The sequence below is a fragment of the Mycobacterium decipiens genome (assembly GCF_963853665.1).
GTDB classification, from domain to species: Bacteria; Actinomycetota; Actinomycetes; order Mycobacteriales; family Mycobacteriaceae; genus Mycobacterium; species Mycobacterium decipiens.
On the sequence record NZ_OY970459.1, the window covers coordinates 4632668 to 4650315 of the forward strand.

The following is a 17648-nucleotide window of genomic DNA, read 5'->3' on the forward strand; positions in this document are numbered from 1 at the left end:
GCCGGGAAGTCGCACGGCTAACCGCCAAAGGAGATCCCGACCCGAGCACACCCGGGAGGCCATCGTGGTCAACCTGCCAGGGTTGGATCCGCGCTAGGCGGAAGCCTCGTCGAGCGGGGCGAGCTCGGTCACTGCGACCGGCTGGGTCAGCAATTCGGCGACCTGCGCCCGGTACCTCAGATAGTGCGCCGAACGACGGTGCTCGTCCAGAGCGTTGCGGCTGCGGTAACGCTCGAACAGCACCAGCTCGCCACCGTCGGCGCTCTCGTAAAGGTCGTAGCTGCGGCACCCGTCTTCGAGCCGCGATTGGTGGATCATTCCGTCCAGCAAGCCACGCAAGACCGTCCTGGCTTCCGGCCTGGGCGTTAACCGAGCGATCACCGCGATTGATCGTGACATGGACGACCCGTCCTCCCCTGCCCGTCTGCATAGACCCTTGACGTTATCTGTATAAGACGTTTTAATACGTCTTATGTTGTCTGTCAAGCTGGATTTGGACGCTGCTGATTTGCAGATCGCCCGTGGCAGTGTGCCGGCCAGCACCCAGCTAGCCGAGGCACTGCAGGCACAGATCGTCCAGCAGCGGCTGCCCAGCGGCGCGCGCCTACCCAGCGAGCGGGAGCTGATCGAGCGCTCCGGATTGAGCCGGGTGACCGTACGTGCGGCAGTCGGGATGCTGGAGCGACAGGGGTGGCTGGTTCGCCGCCAGGGTCTAGGCACGTTCGTCGCCGACCCGGTGAAACAGGAACTGAGCTGCGGGGTGCGCACGATCACCGAGGTGTTGTTGGACTCGGGCGTCACCCCGCAGGTGGATGTGCTGTTCCAGCACCGCGATGCCGCACCCAAACCGATCGCCGAGGCGCTGGGCCTTCCGGAGGTGGTGTGTATTCGGCGGCGTGTCCGCGCCGGTGACGAGCCCCTGGCCCTGGTCACCGCGTACCTGCCGCCGGGGCTGGGCCAGGCCGTCGAGCCGCTACTGTCGGGTGGACCGAGCACCGAAACCACCTACACGATGTGGGAGCACGGGCTGGGCGTTCAGATCGCCCGTGCCACCCACGAAATCCATGCAGCGGGCGCATCCAGCGAGGTGGCGGCGGCGTTGGATATCGCGGTGGGCTCACCGGTGTTGGTGCTCGAACGCACTAGCTACGGCACCGACGACAAGCCGCTCGAGGTGGTCGTATTCCACTACCGCCCCGAGCGGTACAGGTTCTCGGTCACGTTACCGCGGACAATTCCTGGACCGAGCGCCGGAATTATTGCGAGGTGAGAGCACACATGACCGCACCGACAATGAATGCACCCCACCTGGGTCTCATTTTGGCCCTGACGGTTAATGGGCTGGGGGTAAGCACTTACCGCGATATGGTTGCCGTCTCCCGGTCCGCGGAGGAATACGGATTCGATTCCGTGTGGTTGTGCGACCACTTCCTCACGACAAGCCCGGAGGATTACGCACAGGATTCCGGCGTCGGCGTCGGCGTCGGCGCCCATGCGGCGCACAGGGGCGCGCGCCCCCGGTCGCTGCCCCTGCTTGAGTGCTGGACGGCATTGACTGCGTTGGCCCGCGACACCACCCGACTGCGGCTGGGCACCAGCGTGCTGTGCAACTCCTACCGCCATCCTTCGCTGCTGGCGAAGATGGCGGCCACCTTGGACGTAATCTCGGAGGGCCGTCTCGATCTGGGACTGGGTGCCGGCTGGTTTCAGCGCGAGTTCGACGCCTACGGGATCCCGTTTCCGCCTGTGCGCGAGCGGGTTTCCGCACTCTACGAGTCGCTCCAGGTGATCAAGGCGGTGTGGACCCAGCCGAACCCCACCTTCTCCGGTGATTTCTATACCTTGAACGGCGCCATCTGTGATCCGCCACCGGTCCAGCGGCCGCATCCGCCGTTGTGGATTGGCGGTGAGGGCGACCGTGTGCAACGCATCGCGGCCAAGTCCGCTTCGGGCCTGAACATGCGTTGGTGGTCACCGCAGCAGGTAGTCCAACGAAAGCCCTTTCTGACCCAGGCATGCGAGTCGACCGGGCGTGACCCGAACACCCTGCGGCTGTCGGTGACGGTCATGCTCGCACCCACCCACTCCAGTACGGACGAAACCCGAATTCGTGCTGAATTCGCGTCCCTCCCCGAGTCGGGGCTCATTGTCGGGCCCCCCGACAGGTGCGTAGAGCGCATCCACGAATACCAACGCTGCGGCGTCGAGTATTTCCTCTTCACTATTCCACACGTAGTGCAGTCCGAATATCTTGACGTTGTCGGCCACGAGATCATTCCACTGCTCAAATGAACGACATCGATCAATTTCTCGCGCCCACCGAGTACCTCGACGCGGACCATCCACTCATTTGCGAGAAAGCGGCAGCCCTGGTGCGAGGCTGCGGATCAGATATCGAGCGGGTTGGACGGATCTACCTCTACGTGCGCGACCTGCCGTACGACGTCCTTGCATCTTTTCGCTACCTCGCACGGGGACAGCACCGCGCCAGCGACGTCATCGACCATGGGGTCGCCTTCTGCATGGGCAAGGCGAGCTCTTTTGTTGCCCTGTGCCGAGCCGCGGGCGTCCCCGCCCGCATCGCGTTCCAGACGCTGCAATCCACGGAGAAAGAATTTCTCTCCCCGCAAGTACGCGCTTTGTGGGGCGCCAAGCCGGTCAGACCCTTCCCGTGGCACTCCCTAGGCGAGGCCTACCTGGGCCGGCGATGGGTCAAGCTGGACGCCACCATCGACGCACCCACTGCCGCCCGCCTCGGCAGGCCCTACCGGCAGGAATTCGACGGCATTACCCCGATCCCGACGGTGGAGGGCAACATCCTGCGTGAAAACGGCAGTTTCGCCGACTACCCCACGGCAGTCGCGCAATGGTACGAGCGAATCGCCCGGTCGGTCCTGAAAGCGTTGCAGTCACCGGAAATGCACGCATTGGTAGCAGCCGACGACGAGCTGTGGGCCGGTCCCCCGATCGAATTCGCTGACGCCACTCCCCGAGAGTGAATCTCGCGGCGCGGCGCGGACGCCGCGCGTCACTCAGGAAATTCTCAACTTATTCTTCGGAACCGGGTTCCCCGCTCATAGGAATCGCCAAGGCGACGGCGTCACCATAGGGTCATGACCGAGTCATTGGGTGAGCCGTTGGGCACCAGCCTGATCGAACGCTACCTGCGCACCCGCGGACGGCGGTACTTCCGCGGCCACCACGACGGCGAATTCTTCTTCGTCGCCGTCGCCCACCCCCGGCGGCTGCACGTCCATCTGGAGATCGCTCCCGCATACCGCGACGTGTTCTCGATAAGGGTCGCTCCCGCGTGCTTTTTCCCGGCCGCCGACCACGGCCGGTTGGCGGAGATCGCCGACACGTGGAACCAGGAGAGCCGCGATGTCACCGCGATCGTGCACGGGTCCTCCGATCCGCAGCGGATCGGCGTGGCCGCAGAGCGGTCCTTGATCGCCGACCGCGTCCGCTTCGACGATTTCGCTACCTTCGTCGACCGCGCCATCGCGGCCGCAATCGAGCTCTTCGGTGGGCTGACGGCCGACGGGATACCTTCGACCGAACAACCGTGGCTGCGAGACGCCGGGTGAGCTGATAGCCACACCGCGGAGTTCCTAGGCCGCCAGAACGGCATCCAACGCTGAATAGAACAGACCCAGCCCGTCGTCGGAGGGACCGGTCAACGCTTCGATGGCATGCTCGGGGTGTGGCATCAGCCCGACGACGCGGCCGTTCGCTGAGCTGATGCCGGCGACGGCGCGAAGCGAGCCGTTGATGTTGTCGTGGTAACGGAACACCACCCGGCCCTCGCCTTCTAGTTCGTCGAGCACCCGCTCCGGCGCCACGTAACGGCCCTCGCCGGACTTCAGCGGAACCAACAGATCGGCGTCGGGCTCGAAACGCGATGTCCACGCCGTCGACGTCGACTCGACCCGCAGCCAAACGTCGCGGCAGATGAAGTGCAACCCCACGTTGCGGGTCAGGGCACCAGGCAACAGCCCGGCCTCACAAAGAACCTGAAAGCCGTTGCAAATCCCCAACACCGGCATACCACGGCCGGCGGCAACGACCACTTCGCCCATCACCGGGGCGAACCTGGCGATCGCACCCGCCCGCAGGTAGTCGCCATAGGAAAACCCGCCGGGCACCACCACGGCGTCGACACCCTTGAGGTCGGCGTCGGCATGCCACAGGCTGACCACCTCGGCCCCCACCTGCCGCGCCGCACGCGCGGCGTCCACGTCGTCGAGCGTCCCGGGAAACGTGATGACACCGATGCGCGCCGTCACTTTGTATCCCGACTTATCGTCCAGTCCTCGATCACGGTGTTCGCCAACAGTGACTCCGCAATCTCGGCGAGCCTGGAATCATCGACTGAATCGTCGACCTCCAGTTCAAACCTTTTGCCCTGACGTACATCTGAGATTCCGGGATGTCCGAGCCGCCCCAGCGCACCGACAATCGCCTGGCCCTGCGGGTCAAGAATCTCCGCCTTGGGCATCACGTGCACGACCACCCTGGCCACCGGCACTCCTCCTCAGCTCTGCTCGCTCCGCCCGGCGACGGTACGGCGCGCGTCAGGAGCCGGGCAAAGGTTCGGCGCCAACTCTACCGGCGGCGGGTGCCGGCAGGCTCACGGGCACGAGCCGATGTAGGCCTCGCATAGCGACGCGGCCATGGCGTCCAACACCGCCGAGTCGGCAACCACGGGCCACGGCACCTGGGGCGGCCCCGACGACCACAACGTGAGTTCGCTGATCGTGCTGCTCCACGGATGCGCCACCAGGTAGGTGTGCATGATGACCGGCCCGCTGATCACCGCGGCCAGCTGCGTCGGTTCGTCGTCGGTGATCGACGGCGACTGCAGCGGCGCCCCCAGCTGGCAGGCACGTAACGCGGCGCCGGCGGTGCCAAACACCGACCCCACGATCTGACCACCGCGAGCGGTGTCCCCGCGCCAGTGCAACACCTGAGCCTGCAATTGCCACTGGCCGTCGGGGTGGACCACCGTCACCCGACCCGCGACCGCCCAGTTGCGGCTGTCCTGCGGGAACGCCGGCGTGGCGCACAATTGCTCGAACCGAAAGCGTGGCGTCGCCCTGGAAACCGCGACCGCCACACTGGCCATTGCGGGCCAACGGTATTGCGAGTTCAGCGGCACCGCCCGGGTGCTGATCCAGGCGGTGGCAGGGATCTGGTCGCATATCGGCGGGCAGGTTTCCGGCTCGGCCCGTGCGGGGGGCACGGCGATGAGCGCCATCACGAGTCCACCGGTAGCCAGCATCGCCGCCAGGATCAATCGCATCGGAACCGCCCCATAAGGGCACAATCGTAAGCATGCAACTGACGCATTTCGGCCATTCCTGCCTACTCGCCGAGTTCGGTCAAACCAGCGTGCTCTTCGATCCCGGAACTTTCTCGCACGGCTTCGAGGGAATCACCGGCCTGTCCGCGATCCTGATTACCCACCAACACCCCGACCACGTCGACGTCACGCGACTGCCGGCCCTGCTCGAGGGCAACCCGCATGCCACGCTGTACGCCGATCCGCAGACCGCCGCGCAGCTGGGCGAGCCCTGCCGGGCGATGCACGTCGGCGACGAGTTGCCGGTCGCAGAGCTGACCATCCGCGCGGTCGGTGGCCGGCACGCGGTGATCCACCCGGAAATCCCTGTGATAGACAACATCTCGTATCTTGTGGGCGATAGCGACCATCGTGCCCGGCTGATGCATCCCGGCGACGCCCTGTTCGTTCCCGACGAGCCGGTGGACATCCTGGCCACTCCCGCTGCGGCCCCGTGGATGAAGATCTCCGAGGCCGTCGAATACCTGCGGGCGGTGGCTCCGGCACGCGCGGTACCGATCCACCAAGCCATCCTCGCTCCCGACGCGAGGGGCATCTACTACGGTCGGCTCGCCGACATGACCAACGCCGACTTCCAGGTACTGCCCGAGGAAGGCGCGGTCGCCTTCTAGCGCGAACAGACGCAGAGTCGCACGATTTGAGCTCAAATCGTGCGACTCTGCGTCTGCTCGGCCAACTAGCTGATGTCGTCGGCGGCACCGCGCCCGGCGGCCCGGCCGGAAAAAATGCACCCACCCAGGAACGTGCCCTCTAAGGCCCGGTAGCCGTGCACACCACCCCCGCCGAAACCGGCCACTTCACCGGCGGCATACAGCCCCGCGAGTGGCGTCCCGTCGGCCTTGAGCACCCGGGCATCCAAATCAGTTTCGATGCCACCCAACGTCTTTCGGGTTAGGATATGCAGCTTGACCGCGATCAGCGGCCCGGCCTTCGGATCGGTCAACCGATGCGGCGCCACCACTCGGCCGTATCGGTCACCTCGGTAGCCGCGTGCGGCACGGATCGCGGTGATCTGTCCATCCTTGCTGTACTTGTTGGCCACCTCACGATCGCGCGCGACGACCGCGGCTTCGACTGTCTCGAAGTCCAACGGCACCACATCAGGCAGCTCGTTCATCGCGGCCACCAACTCGCGCAACGAGTTCGCATGGACGAAGTCCGCGCCCCGATCGATGAAGGCCTGTACCGGTCCCGGTGGGCCGGAATGTGCCCGGGAGCGCACCAACTGGCTCACGCTGCGACCGGTCAGATCAGGGTTCTGCTCCTGACCGGACAGCGCGAACTCCTTCTCGATTATCTTGGCGTTCAACACGAACCAGGTGTAGTCGTATCCGGACTTGGTGATGTACTCCAACGTGCCGAGAGTGTCGAAACCGGGAAACAACGGAATCGGCAACCGCTTGCCTGCCGCATCCAGCCAGAGCGACGACGGCCCCGGAATGATCCGGATGCCGTGCCGCGGCCAGATCGGGTCGTAGTTGGTGATGCCTTCGGTGTAATGCCACATCCGGTCGGGATTGATCACCCGCGCCCCGGCCTTTTGGGCGATGCCGATCATTCTGCCGTCAACGTGGGCGGGCACCCCACTTAACAGGTGCTTGGGGATGCGGCCCATCCGCCGCGGCCAGTTCTTGCGCACCAGGTCGTGGTTCCCACCGATACCACCGCTGGTCACGATCACCGCTGACGCGCGAAACTCGAACTTCCCCACGGACTTTCGCGACGAAGGCGCCCCACGCGGCTCATCCGAGGGCTCCAGCACGGTCCCCCGAACGCCCGTCACCGCATCGCCCTCGACAATCAGCCTGTCGACCTGGTGTCTGTGTACGAAGCGCACCGTGGCGCGATCCCGTAGCCGGCGCACGAATATCTCGACCAGAGCGGGCCCGGTACCCCAGGTGATGTGAAAACGCGGCACCGAATTGCCGTGTCCCTGTGCATCGTAACCACCACGCTCGGCCCAACCCACTAGCGGAAAGATCTTCAGCCCGCGTGCCCGCAGCCAGCTGCGCTTCTCCCCCGCCGCGAAATCGACGTAGGCGTGCGCCCACTGCTCGGGCCAGTAGTCTTCTGGCCGATCGAATGCAGCCGTCCCCAGCCAATCCTGCAGAGCAAGCTCATGGCTGTCGCGGATGCCGAGCCGGCGCTGCTCGGGACTATTGACCAAGAACAGACCGCCGAATGACCAGAAGGCCTGCCCGCCCACGTTGGCGCTGTTCTCTTGGTCGAGGATGAGCACCCGCAAACCGCGGTCGGCCAATTCGCAGGCGGCTACCAGGCCCGCCAGTCCGGCTCCGACCACGATCGCATCAGCGGTGAAACCGTCCGACTCATCGCTCATGTCGGTACAGGGTAACGCCACCGATCGGGCGGTGCGGATGGGCCGCGCTACGCGGCGTCGAGAGCAGCCTTGTCGGGCCGCCACCGGTACACCATTGGTGTGCAGCCCTGCAGCATCGCCAGGTCGACGGCATCCAGCATCGCCTGCAGCGGACCGGGCTTGCGCAAGTGACGGGCAGCAACCGCAATCCGGACGACGCCCCCACGCCGGGCGATGCGCTCGGCGGACATCACCACCATCCGGCACCACCACGGCTCGGCCAGGAAGCCTTCGCCGATGCCCAGCACGCGGGCGCGTACGGTGGTGTGCCGAACCAGATCTGTGACTCCGTGTAGATCGGCTAGTAGTCGAAACCCGTTGTCCGGCAATGCTTTACGTACACCAGGCGATACCACCCAGCCCGGTGCCGCGAACAGCCTGGTGCGTAGCCCGAGATGTTCGAGCACGCGGTCGGCGGCCATCAGCCGCAGGTTGGCCTCGTGTGCGCGCAGCATTGCGAACTCGCCGCGCCGCCTCTTGGTGGCCGCCTCGTCGTAGCCGTGCAGTACCAGGGCATCGCCGCCGGCGCGTCGGCCGGTCAGCCACTCCACGGTGCGCGGGTCCCGGTCGAGCCGGTAGTCATCACGCAGCCGCGGAGCCACGAGCAACGATACCGGCACCGAGCGGGCGTCCATTTCCGCGCAGAACGCGTCCACATCGGCCAGGGTGCTCGCACCTATCCCCGAGACCGAGACGATCAATTTTCCAGACACGCTTGCAGTCTGCCGATTCGAGGTTTACGGACGGTGAAGTACACGCAGACAACAGACGTATATCCGGCCCCTGACCAGCGGCGGAGCGCATGTCGGCGCACCGCAAGGGCCGCGGGCGCGATCCCGAGCCCCACGCCGATACCTGGGAGGGCCGTCGATATGCTCAGCAACGTCATGGATGAGGTGTGTCCCACGGGAGGCGCTGCCCCGGCGCCCCACACCCCCACGGGGCAGGCCCGCCCCGCGGCACACGTCTACCCCGACAAGCTCGACGGGCGGCTGCTTCGGATCGCCGGAGTGTGTGCCCTGGCCTCGTTGATGGCGCACTTGGACATCACCGTGGTCAGCGTTGCGCAGCGCACCTTCGTCGCCGAGTTCGGGTGCCCCCAGGCCGTTGTCGCCTGGACCATGACCGGCTACATGCTTGGGTTGGCCACCATGATCCCGATGGCCGGCTGGGCGGCCAACCGGCTCGGCACCAAGCGGGTATTCATGGGTTCGGTGCTGGCGTTCAGCCTCGGCTCGCTACTGTGCGCGATGGCACCAAATATCCTGTTGCTCATCTTATTTCGCGTGCTCCAGGGTTTCGGTGGGGGCGTGTTGACGCCGGTGTCGTTTGCCATCATGGCCCGCGCGGCGGGCCCGAAACGGCTGGGACGCCTGATGGGGTTGGTCGGCATCCCCATGCTGCTCGGCCCGATCGGCGGGCCGGTCCTGGGCGGTTGGCTCATTGGGGCCTACGGCTGGCCGTGGATCTTCCTGGTCAACCTGCCGGTCGGGCTGTCCGCGCTCGCCCTCGCGGCGATCGTGTTCCCAACGGATCGCTCGGGATCGTCGGAAACCTTCGACTACATCGGCATGTTGTTGCTGTTGCCGGGCCTGGCATTGTTCCTGTTCGGGGTCACGTCCAGCCCGGGCCGTGGCACGGTGGCCGATCGCCACGTGTTGATACCGGCGACCATCGGCCTGGCGTTGATCGCGTCTTTTGTCTGGCATGCCTGGTACCGCACCGATCACCCGCTCATTGACCTGCGGTTGTTCAAGAACCGCGTGGTTACCCAGGCCAACGTGGCGATGATGGTGCTGGCCCTCGGCGTGTTCGGCGCCTTCTTGCTGCTCCCCAGCTACCTGCAGCAGGTGTTGCACCAAACACCGATCCAATCCGGGGTGCATACCATCCCCCAGGCGCTCGGCGCCATGGTGACGATGCCACTCGCTGGCGCGTTCATGGACCGACGGGGACCGGCCAAGGTCGTGCTGGCTGGCATTGTGCTGATCGCTGTCGGGTTGGGCACCTTCACCTTTGGCGTCGCCCGGCAGGTGGATTACCTACCGACACTGCTGGCCGGGCTGGCGATCACCGGGATGGGCATGGGCTGCGCCTTGATGCCGCTCTCCGGGGCAGCGGTGCAGACCCTGGCCCCGCATCAGATCACCCTTGGCTCAACGCTCATCAGCGTTACTCAGCAGATCGGCGGTTCGATCGGGACCGCACTAACATCGGTGATTTTGACCCACCAGTTCAATCTCAGCGAAAACATCACTGCCGCAAATCAAGTCGCTTCCCTCCAAGAAAGCGCCGCGAGGCGGGGCGTGGCGGTCGACCCAGCCGCGATGCCGCGTCAAGCCCTTGAACCGGACTTCGCGGCCCAGGTGCTGCACGACGTCTCGCACGCCTACGCAGTGGTGTTCGTGATCACGACCGCGCTGGTGGTCTCGACACTGATCCCGGCGGCATTTCTGCCGAAGACGTCAGCCAGCTAGCCGTCGAAGAGCATCGTCGCTATCCGCATCACGGTGTCCATCGGATCCGCCTGCCGCACCGCGGCGTTGACCGCATCGTTGAGCCACAGCGTCGAAAAGCCGTGGACCAGTGACCACGCGGCCAGTTGGGCGCCCGCCGGATCCGCCCGCGCGTTGGCATCGTGCAACGTCGCTACCCCGCGAGACAGTTCGGCGGCGGCCGCGGCCTCGGCGGCGGCCAGCTCGGCATCGGAACCCTCGAGCAGCTTTCTGTTGAACATGACCTGGTAGTGGCCGGGATGCCCGATGGCGAACCGCACATAGGCCACGGCCGCGTCGGCGAACTGCGGACGAGCCTCGACCAGCGCGCCGGCCAGCAGCCGAAATCCCTGTGTGGCCAGCGCGGTAAAGAGGCCCCGGCGGTCGGTGAAGTGATGCGCCGGTGCGGCATGCGACACACCCGCATGGCGGGCCAATTCACGCAACGAGACCCGGTCGGCGCCCCGATCGGCCACCAGCCGGGCGGCTTCGGTCAGGATCACCGCCCGTAGGTCGCCATGGTGATACGTCGGACGGTCCATAAGGCCAGCATACAAGTATGAACTTGACAATGGCTAGATTTCGGGCCTAGCGTGGTCACCGAAATCTTGTCAGTGTCTAGATCCCATGAGGCTCGGATGGCTCCGTTGATCACCCTGCTGCTCGGCAGCGTCGTCGCCCGGATGGTCGGCTGGTTGGGCGTCGCCTATGTCAACAACTGGACCGCGGCGGTCGCCGTCGGGTTGGCGGCGATGTTCGCGCTCACCGGCATCGCGCACTTCGCGCCGCCGCGCCGCGGCGACCTCATCGCCATCGTTCCGCCCCGGCTGCCCGCGCCCGCGCTGTTGGTCACCAGCACCGGTGTGTTGGAACTCCTGGGCGCCGTGGGCCTGTTGTTTCCCGGCACTCGCATGGCGACGGCGGTATGCCTGCTGGCGCTGATGCTGGCGATGTTCCCGGCCAATATTTACGCCTCCCGGATGGCCAATCCGCCCAAGTCGATGACTTCCCGGCTATCCCTGCGCAGCGCCATCGAGGTCGTCTTCCTGGCCGCAGCCGCCGTGGTCGCCATCGGCGGTAGCTAACAGCCACGCGTATTGGAACGCGGTTTCCTTCCAACGCTCGTAGCGACCACTGATCCCGCCATGACCGGCGTGCATCTGGGTCTTCAACAGCACCGGATTGCCGTCGGTCTTGGCGTGCCGCAACGCGGCCACCCACTTGGCTGGTTCCACGTAGTAGACCCTGGTGTCATTTAGCGACGTCATTGCCAGGATGGCCGGATACCGTTTGGCGGCAACGTTCTCATACGGTGAGTACGACTTCAGGTACGCATAGACTTCGCGGTCGCTCAACGGGTTTCCCCATTCGTCCCACTCGGTGACGGTCAGCGGCAACGAAGGATCCAAAATGGTGGTCAGGGGGTCGACGAACGGTACCTGCGCGAGAATTCCCGCGAAGAGATCCGGTGCCATGTTGGCCACCGCGCCCATCAGCAGACCACCCGCGCTGCCACCCAATGCCACCAGCCGTTGCGGTCGAGTCAGTCCGGTGTCCACCAGATGTCTTGCCACCGCGACGAAGTCGGTGAAGGTGTTCTTCTTGTCCAGCAGCTTGCCGGTCTCGTACCACTGCCTGCCCAGCTCACCACCGCCGCGAACATGGGCGACGACGAACACCATCCCACGATCCAGCAGTGACAACCGAGCGATGGAAAACCGTGGATCCTCACAGATCTCGTACGCCCCGTAACCATAGATCAGCGCCGGTGCCGGGAACTGGATATCGGCCCGGTGCACGATCGAGACCGGGATCCGAGCGCCGTCGTCTCCGTATGCCCAATCGCGGCGTTCCACATAGTCTTCGCGGCGGTAGCCGCCCAGCACCGGCTGCTCTTTCAGCAATGTGCGATCGCCGGTGACCAGGTCGATGTCGTAGATTCGGACCGGGGTGACGAAAGATCCTGCGCCGACCCGTAGTTTGGGTGAATCCCAGTTCGGATTGGCTCCCAGGCCGGCCGACATCAGCTCGGAGTCGAACGAGATCTCCTCGGGATCGCCGTAATTGCCGTCAGCCCCGATCGGCCACAGTTGGACCCGGGGCAGCGCCTCGCGCCGGTAACTGAGTACCAGGTGGCCGGCGAAGGCATCCACCGCATCGAGTCGAACGTCGTCGCGGTGCGGAACCAGGACGCGTTGCCGCGCCGGATCCTCAACCGGGGCTTCGGCCAACGTGAAGTTCACCGCGCCATCGTTGTGCAGGATCAGGAACCGGTCCTGGCCCCCCAACACCGCGTGTTCCACCGAGTACTCGACTCCGTCTCGGCGGGGCAGCACCACGGTGAACGGCGCCGTCGGATCGGCCGAGTCCGCGTAACGGACCTCCGAAGTGATGGACGACCCCGCCGCGATCAGCACATAGGCGTTACTGCGGGTGCGCCCCACGGCCAGCCAGAATCGGTCATCGGCTTCGTGGTAGACCCGCTCTGACGATGCGCCGGAGCCGAGCCGATACCGCCACACCGTGTCCGGGCGCCAGGCCGCGTCTACGGTCGTGTAGTAGACGGTGCGGTTGTCGGCTGCCCAGGTAGCTCCGGCGCCGATACCGGCGATTTCGTCTGGATATCGCTCTCCGCTACCTAAATCCTTGAACCGCAAGGTATATCGTTCGTCACCGACAACGTCGACGGAATACGCCAAGAGATTCTCGTCTAGGCTGACGGTGGCCGCGCCCAATGCAAAGAAGTCGTGACCTTCAGCTTCTATGTTTTCGTCGAGCAGAACCTGTTCACCGGATATTTCGGTGTGCTCGTCGAACTCCGGCGGATTCCAGTCATCGGGATCTGTTATCGGACAACGGCAATGGACGCCATATTGCTTGCCTTCGAAGGTGCGGGCGTAGTACCACCAGTTGCCACGCCGTGTCGGCACGGACAGGTCGGTCTCTTTGGTACGCGCCTTGATTTCGTCGAAGATCTTTTTCCGCAACGGCTCGAGGTGAGCGGTGATCTGATCGACGTAGTCGTTCTCCGCCTCGAGGTGGGCGACGACTTCCGGGTTCTCCTTGTCACGCAACCACTCGTAGGGGTCGATGAAGACGTCACCGTGGTGTTCCCGACGGGTCTCGACTCGCTTGGCGATGGGAGGTGCGGTAGCTTCGGTCATGCGGTTGGGCCAATCCAGTCGTCGAATTTCAGACCTGAAATCCGTTCGTATGCCTCGATGTAACGGCCGCGTGTGGCCTCGATGACGTCTTCCGGCAGCGGCGGTGGCGGCCGGTCGCCGCCACGGTCCCAGCCCGACGCGGGGCTGGTCAGCCAGTTGCGGACGAACTGCTTGTCGAAGGCGGTCTGCACCACACCCGGTCGGTAGTCTGCAGCGGGCCAGTAGCGCGACGAGTCCGGGGTGAAGATTTCGTCGGCCAGCAGCAGGTTACCGTCGCGGTCGGTGCCGAACTCAAACTTGGTGTCGGCGATGATGATTCCCCGTGTCAGGGCGTGATCGGCGGCCTGCACATAGATCTGCAGGGTACGGTCGCGCAACTGGTTGGCCTGTACGGCACCCACCAGCTCGATCACCCGGTCGAATGAAATGTTCTCGTCGTGCATGCCCTGCTCGGCCTTCGTCGCCGGGGTGAACAGTGGTTGGGCGAACTTGCTGGCCTCGACCAGACCCGGCGGCAGTGCGATTCCGCAGACCTTGCCGGTCGACTGGTAGTCCAGCAGTCCCGAACCGGTCAGGTAGCCGCGCGCCACACATTCCACCGGGAGCATCTCCAACCGTCGGACCACCAATGCGCGGCCAAGAGCCTCGTCGGGAATGCGCGGGTCATCCGGCGGGCCGGCGAGGTGGTTGGCGGCGTCGACCAGGCCGAAGAAGAACACGCTCATCGCGGTCAAGATGCGGCCCTTGTCCGCGATGGTGCTGCCGAGGACATAGTCGTAGGCCGAGATCCGATCGGTGGCGACCAACAGCAGGTGGTCGTCGTCGACGCGGTAGATCTCGCGAACCTTGCCGCTGGCCAGATGCTGGTAATCGGACAGTGCGGGGCGCATCGGGTCAGCGTATCCGCCACCGTTGACCCCGGCCTTTGCTGGGATCGGCCTTGTGCTGGGATCGGCCCTATGACGCGGTTCTTGCCCTACTCCACCAGGCCCCTTCGGCTGTTCGTCCAGCTGATCAGCGATATCACCATCTCGGTGTGGACGGTGATCTGGGTGTTCGTCGGCCTGGCCGTACACGAGGCCATCGCGACCATTGCCGAGGCCGGCCGCCAGGTCGAGACCGGCTCGACGGGTGTCGCCGGCAACCTGGCCGCAGCGGGGCGCGGCGCCCAGCAGCTTCCGCTGGTGGGCGATGCGCTGAGCAAGCCGCTCATCGCGGCCAGCGACGCGGCGCTCGACATTGCCGGTGCCGGACACAACTTGGACACCACGGCGAGCTGGCTCGCCGTGGTGCTCGCGATCGCGGTTGCCGCGACGCCGATAGTCACGGTCGCGGGCCCGTGGCTGTTCCTGCGGCTGCGGTTTTTCCGGCGCAAGTGGACCGTGACCGCGCTGGCCGCCACGGCCGCCGGTCAACAGCTGCTGGCGCTGCGGGCATTGGCGAACCGGTCGCCGGCCAAACTGGCCGCCGTCAGCGCGGATCCGGTCGGCGGATGGCGCCACGAGGATCCCGTCACCATCCGCGGGCTGGCCGCGCTCGAACTGCGAGCCGCCGGCATCAGGCTCCGCACACCCTGATGCGGGCCTAGGCTTCGCGCAATTCCACGACCAGGTGCCGAATGCCCGTGTGGCGGTTGCTGCGTGACCATTCCACGGGCTCCACCAGCCGCACCGCCCCAAAGCGGGACAGCAGTTCCTCGTAGAGCACCCGCAGTTCCAGCCGGGCCAGGTTGGCGCCGAGGCAGTAGTGCACACCCTGACCGAAACCTAGGTGCGGGTTGGGTTTTCGGCTGATGTCGAACTCGTCGGCACGGTCGAATACGCCGGCGTCGCGGTTGGCCGAACCCTCCCAGATCTGCACCTTCTGTCCGGCCTCGATCGACTGCCCGCCGAGCGTGACGTCGCGGGTTGCGGTACGCCTCTTCGACGGCGACGGGGAGGTCCACCGAACGATCTCCTCGATCGCCGTCGGCAGCATGTCCAGATCCTCACGCAGCGCACGCAATTGCTCCGGATGATCGGCCAGCGCCAGCAGCCCACCCCCGACCGCGTTGCGTGTCGTCTCCGCACCGGCGCTGAACAGCAGGCTGAAAAACAGGTACAACTCGAGGTCCGACAGAGCCGGCGCGTGGGCATCGTCGAGCATCGCATTCGTGACCACCGACAACATGTCATCGGTTGGCTCGGCGCGCTTCGACGCGATCAGTTCCTGGCCGTAGGTATACATCCGCGACCCGGCCTCTTCGATGGACAGCTGCGAAAGCTGGGATACCGACGCCTTGCGTGAGCCACCGAAGTCGAACTGTGGCTCGATGGCCTCGAAGAGCCAGTGCCGTTCGGATTCGGGCACTCCCAGCAGGATGCAGATCATCTGCATCGGCAGTTCGGTGGCGATGTCAACGAGGAAATCAAACGGTTGGCCCCCCACCACGTCGTCGAGCAGTCGTCGCGCCCGCGCCCGCAGGTCGTCCTCGACGCGGCGGATCATCCGCGGGGTCAGCCCGGAACTGACGAGTCGCCGAATCTGCGAATGCCGGGGGTCGTCCATCATGTTGAGCACCTGGCCCGCGATCGCCAGATCCTGCAACAGGGTGCCGCCGTAGGGCCGGTCACCACCGGTGACAGACGAGTAGGTCACCGGATCACGCAGCACCTCAAGGGTTTCAACGTGGGTGGCCACCGACCAGAAGCCCTCCCCATCCGGGGTGTTCTCGGTGGGCTGGTGCCAGAACACCGGCGCTTCCCGACGATGGATGGCGAACAGCTCATGGGGGAAGCCGTTGGCGAAGTTGTCCAGATCGGTCAGATCGATGCCCGACAGCGCGACCGCGGACGTCACAGGATCGCACCCGGTGTGTACTTGGCCGCGTCCGGGTACCGGCCCACCAGCGTGTCCACCAGCGCCACCACCTCGTCAACCTGGTCACCCGCGGCACCGGTGAATGCCTTCTTGTCCGCCAGCGCGAAATCTAGAGCGTCCCGGCCCAGCGGCAGCCGCGGATCGGCGGCCAACCGGTCCAGCAGGTCGGGCTCGGCGCCGCGTTCGCGCATGGCTAGCGCCGTGGCCACCGCGTGCTCGGAGATCACGTGGTGCGCGGATTCGCGACCCATACCCGCGCGTACCGCCGCCATCAGCACCTTGGTGGTGGCCAGGAACGGCAGATAGCGATCCAACTCGCGCTGGATCACCGCCGGGTAGGCGCCGAACTCGTCGAGCACGGTCAAGAACGTCTCGATCTGCCCGTCGATGGCAAAGAAGCTGTCCGGCAACGCAACCCGGCGCACCACCGAGCAGAACACGTCGCCTTCGTTCCACTGAGCACCGGCCAGCTCGGCCGCCATGGAGGCATAGCCGCGTAACACGATTTGCAGCCCGTTGACCCGTTCGCAGCTGCGGGTGTTCATCTTGTGCGGCATCGCCGACGATCCGACCTGGCCCGGCGCGAAACCCTCGGTGACGAGCTCGTGGCCGGCCATTAGCCGGATCGTGTGTGCCAGTGATGACGGTCCGGCGCCGAGCTGCACCAGAGCCGAGACCACGTCGTGGTCCAGCGAACGTGGATACACCTGCCCGACGCTGTTGAAAACCGTTGTGAATCCCAAGAATTCGGCGATCCGCCGCTCGAGTTCGGCCAGCTTGGCGGCGTCGCCGCCCAACAAGTCGAGCATGTCCTGACCGGTGCCCATCGGGCCCTTGATGCCACGCAATGGGTAGCGGTCGATCAGCTCCCTCAGTCTGGTCAACGCGACCAGCGTCTCCTGCGCCGCCGAGGCGAACCGCTTGCCCAAGGTGGTGGCTTGTGCGGCCACGTTGTGGCTGCGCCCGGCCATGACCAGGTCGCGGTAACTCACCGACCGCTCGGCGAGCCGCGCCACCACCGCCACCGCATGGGAGAAAACCACTTCCAGCGAACGCCGGATCTGCAGTTGCTCCACGTTTTCGGTCAGGTCGCGGCTTGTCATCCCTTTGTGCACGTGCTCGTGACCGGCCAACGCATTGAATTCCTCGATGCGGGCCTTGACGTCGTGGCGCAGCACCCGCTCCCGGGCCGCGATCGAAGCCAAGTCGACATCGTCGACAACCCGTTCGTAGTCGGCGAGCACCGCGGCGGGAACCGCTACCCCCAGCGCTGCCTGTGCCCGCAACACGGCCAGCCATAGCCGCCGCTCCGCGACCACCTTGGCCTGCGGCGACCAGATCGCGACCAGCTCGGCGCTGGCATACCGGCCAGCCAGTACGTTCGGAAT

At 65.5% G+C, this 17648-nt stretch carries 18 protein-coding genes and 1 pseudogene; 8 read left to right on the forward strand and 11 right to left on the reverse strand.

What is annotated here, in order from left to right; translation table 11 throughout:
* Positions 1-93: 93 nt before the first annotated feature.
* On the reverse strand, positions 94-399 hold the full coding sequence (locus AADZ55_RS20435; RefSeq protein ID WP_085326720.1) for a putative quinol monooxygenase: 306 nt from the start codon (positions 397-399) through the stop codon (positions 94-96).
* 73 nt (positions 400-472) lie between these two features.
* Here AADZ55_RS20435 and AADZ55_RS20440 point away from each other — a divergent pair, with 73 nt between their 5' ends.
* The 4 genes from AADZ55_RS20440 to AADZ55_RS20455 all read left to right on the forward strand — a co-directional run bounded on the left by AADZ55_RS20440 (position 473) and on the right by AADZ55_RS20455 (position 3587).
* Positions 473-1270 carry a GntR family transcriptional regulator gene (locus AADZ55_RS20440; RefSeq protein ID WP_085326721.1) on the forward strand — a complete coding sequence of 266 codons (798 nt, stop codon included), beginning with the start codon at positions 473-475 and terminating at the stop codon, positions 1268-1270.
* A 23-nt stretch (positions 1271-1293) separates the two neighbouring features.
* Positions 1294-2292 carry a TIGR03619 family F420-dependent LLM class oxidoreductase gene (locus AADZ55_RS20445; protein WP_085326758.1) on the forward strand — a complete coding sequence of 333 codons (999 nt, stop codon included), beginning with the start codon at positions 1294-1296 and terminating at the stop codon, positions 2290-2292.
* Positions 2289-2999, forward strand: coding sequence for a transglutaminase-like domain-containing protein (locus AADZ55_RS20450; RefSeq protein WP_085326722.1), 711 nt, complete (start codon positions 2289-2291; stop codon positions 2997-2999). Before AADZ55_RS20445 ends, AADZ55_RS20450 begins: the two co-directional genes overlap by 4 nt.
* A gap of 114 nt (positions 3000-3113) precedes the next feature.
* Positions 3114-3587: a hypothetical protein gene (locus tag AADZ55_RS20455; protein WP_165759443.1), complete on the forward strand. Its 474-nt coding sequence runs from the start codon at positions 3114-3116 to the stop codon at positions 3585-3587.
* A 24-nt stretch (positions 3588-3611) separates the two neighbouring features.
* Here AADZ55_RS20455 and purQ read toward each other — a convergent pair whose 3' ends face one another.
* From purQ to AADZ55_RS20470, 3 genes and pseudogenes are all read right to left on the reverse strand, one after another.
* Positions 3612-4286, reverse strand: coding sequence for a phosphoribosylformylglycinamidine synthase subunit PurQ (purQ, locus tag AADZ55_RS20460; protein WP_085326723.1), 675 nt, complete (start codon positions 4284-4286; stop codon positions 3612-3614).
* Positions 4283-4522, reverse strand: a complete 240-nt coding sequence (purS, locus tag AADZ55_RS20465) for a phosphoribosylformylglycinamidine synthase subunit PurS (RefSeq protein WP_085326759.1) — start codon at positions 4520-4522, stop codon at positions 4283-4285. Before purS ends, purQ begins: the two co-directional genes overlap by 4 nt.
* Positions 4523-4630: 108 nt before the next feature.
* Positions 4631-5358: pseudogene (locus AADZ55_RS20470) on the reverse strand (ATPase).
* Between AADZ55_RS20470 and AADZ55_RS20475 the strand changes: the two are divergent.
* Positions 5335-5973: an MBL fold metallo-hydrolase gene (locus AADZ55_RS20475; protein WP_085326725.1), complete on the forward strand. Its 639-nt coding sequence runs from the start codon at positions 5335-5337 to the stop codon at positions 5971-5973. The pseudogene AADZ55_RS20470 and the gene AADZ55_RS20475 sit on opposite strands and share 24 nt — an antisense overlap.
* A gap of 65 nt (positions 5974-6038) precedes the next feature.
* Here the strand turns inward: AADZ55_RS20475 and AADZ55_RS20480 are convergent, their stop codons facing one another.
* Positions 6039-7724, reverse strand: coding sequence for an FAD-binding dehydrogenase (locus AADZ55_RS20480; RefSeq protein WP_119185053.1), 1686 nt, complete (start codon positions 7722-7724; stop codon positions 6039-6041).
* Between the two features lie 26 nt (positions 7725-7750).
* The gene (locus AADZ55_RS20485; protein ID WP_085326727.1) at positions 7751-8455 is read right to left on the reverse strand and encodes a DUF2334 domain-containing protein; all 705 of its coding nucleotides are present in this window, start codon (positions 8453-8455) and stop codon (positions 7751-7753) included.
* Between the two features lie 159 nt (positions 8456-8614).
* Here AADZ55_RS20485 and AADZ55_RS20490 point away from each other — a divergent pair, with 159 nt between their 5' ends.
* Complete coding sequence (locus AADZ55_RS20490; RefSeq protein WP_119185054.1) at positions 8615-10219, forward strand: DHA2 family efflux MFS transporter permease subunit; 1605 nt, start codon at positions 8615-8617, stop codon at positions 10217-10219.
* Here the strand turns inward: AADZ55_RS20490 and AADZ55_RS20495 are convergent.
* Positions 10216-10779 carry a TetR/AcrR family transcriptional regulator gene (locus AADZ55_RS20495; protein WP_085326728.1) on the reverse strand — a complete coding sequence of 188 codons (564 nt, stop codon included), beginning with the start codon at positions 10777-10779 and terminating at the stop codon, positions 10216-10218. The two genes, AADZ55_RS20490 and AADZ55_RS20495, sit on opposite strands and share 4 nt — an antisense overlap.
* A 96-nt stretch (positions 10780-10875) precedes the next feature.
* Here AADZ55_RS20495 and AADZ55_RS20500 point away from each other — a divergent pair, with 96 nt between their 5' ends.
* Positions 10876-11322, forward strand: coding sequence for a DoxX family protein (locus AADZ55_RS20500; RefSeq protein WP_085326729.1), 447 nt, complete (start codon positions 10876-10878; stop codon positions 11320-11322).
* On the opposite strand, the gene AADZ55_RS20505 is transcribed toward AADZ55_RS20500, so the two are convergent.
* Entirely contained in the window at positions 11251-13401 is a 2151-nt protein-coding gene (locus tag AADZ55_RS20505; protein WP_085326730.1) for a S9 family peptidase, read from the reverse strand. The genes AADZ55_RS20500 and AADZ55_RS20505 overlap by 72 nt on opposite strands.
* Positions 13398-14291 carry a phosphoribosylaminoimidazolesuccinocarboxamide synthase gene (locus tag AADZ55_RS20510; protein WP_085326731.1) on the reverse strand — a complete coding sequence of 298 codons (894 nt, stop codon included), beginning with the start codon at positions 14289-14291 and terminating at the stop codon, positions 13398-13400. The genes AADZ55_RS20505 and AADZ55_RS20510 overlap by 4 nt, the downstream gene beginning before the upstream one ends.
* Before the next feature lie 69 nt (positions 14292-14360).
* Between AADZ55_RS20510 and AADZ55_RS20515 the strand changes: the two genes are divergently transcribed.
* Complete coding sequence (locus AADZ55_RS20515; protein WP_085326732.1) at positions 14361-14978, forward strand: hypothetical protein; 618 nt, start codon at positions 14361-14363, stop codon at positions 14976-14978.
* Between the two features lie 7 nt (positions 14979-14985).
* On the opposite strand, the gene AADZ55_RS20520 is transcribed toward AADZ55_RS20515, so the two are convergent.
* Both AADZ55_RS20520 and purB read right to left on the reverse strand, forming a co-directional pair.
* Positions 14986-16239 (reverse strand): cytochrome P450, encoded by a 1254-nt coding sequence (locus AADZ55_RS20520; protein WP_085326733.1) that lies wholly within the window; start codon positions 16237-16239, stop codon positions 14986-14988.
* Positions 16236-17648, reverse strand: a complete 1413-nt coding sequence (gene purB, locus AADZ55_RS20525; RefSeq protein WP_085326760.1) for an adenylosuccinate lyase — start codon at positions 17646-17648, stop codon at positions 16236-16238. Before purB ends, AADZ55_RS20520 begins: the two co-directional genes overlap by 4 nt.

Bases quoted from the DNA above. Each gene is read 5' to 3' on its own strand.
- AADZ55_RS20435 (WP_085326720.1), bottom strand. From the start codon at position 399: ATGTCACGATCAATCGCGGTGATCGCTCGGTTAACGCCCAGGCCGGAA.
- AADZ55_RS20475 (WP_085326725.1), top strand. From the start codon at position 5,335: ATGCAACTGACGCATTTCGGCCATTCCTGCCTACTCGCCGAGTTCGGT.
- AADZ55_RS20505 (WP_085326730.1), bottom strand. From the start codon at position 13,401: ATGACCGAAGCTACCGCACCTCCCATCGCCAAGCGAGTCGAGACCCGT.
- AADZ55_RS20445 (WP_085326758.1), top strand. From the start codon at position 1,294: ATGAATGCACCCCACCTGGGTCTCATTTTGGCCCTGACGGTTAATGGG.
- AADZ55_RS20440 (WP_085326721.1), top strand. From the start codon at position 473: ATGTTGTCTGTCAAGCTGGATTTGGACGCTGCTGATTTGCAGATCGCC.
- AADZ55_RS20455 (WP_165759443.1), top strand. From the start codon at position 3,114: ATGACCGAGTCATTGGGTGAGCCGTTGGGCACCAGCCTGATCGAACGC.
- AADZ55_RS20495 (WP_085326728.1), bottom strand. From the start codon at position 10,779: ATGGACCGTCCGACGTATCACCATGGCGACCTACGGGCGGTGATCCTG.
- AADZ55_RS20510 (WP_085326731.1), bottom strand. From the start codon at position 14,291: ATGCGCCCCGCACTGTCCGATTACCAGCATCTGGCCAGCGGCAAGGTT.
- AADZ55_RS20500 (WP_085326729.1), top strand. From the start codon at position 10,876: ATGGCTCCGTTGATCACCCTGCTGCTCGGCAGCGTCGTCGCCCGGATG.
- AADZ55_RS20515 (WP_085326732.1), top strand. From the start codon at position 14,361: ATGACGCGGTTCTTGCCCTACTCCACCAGGCCCCTTCGGCTGTTCGTC.
- AADZ55_RS20490 (WP_119185054.1), top strand. From the start codon at position 8,615: ATGCTCAGCAACGTCATGGATGAGGTGTGTCCCACGGGAGGCGCTGCC.
- AADZ55_RS20450 (WP_085326722.1), top strand. From the start codon at position 2,289: ATGAACGACATCGATCAATTTCTCGCGCCCACCGAGTACCTCGACGCG.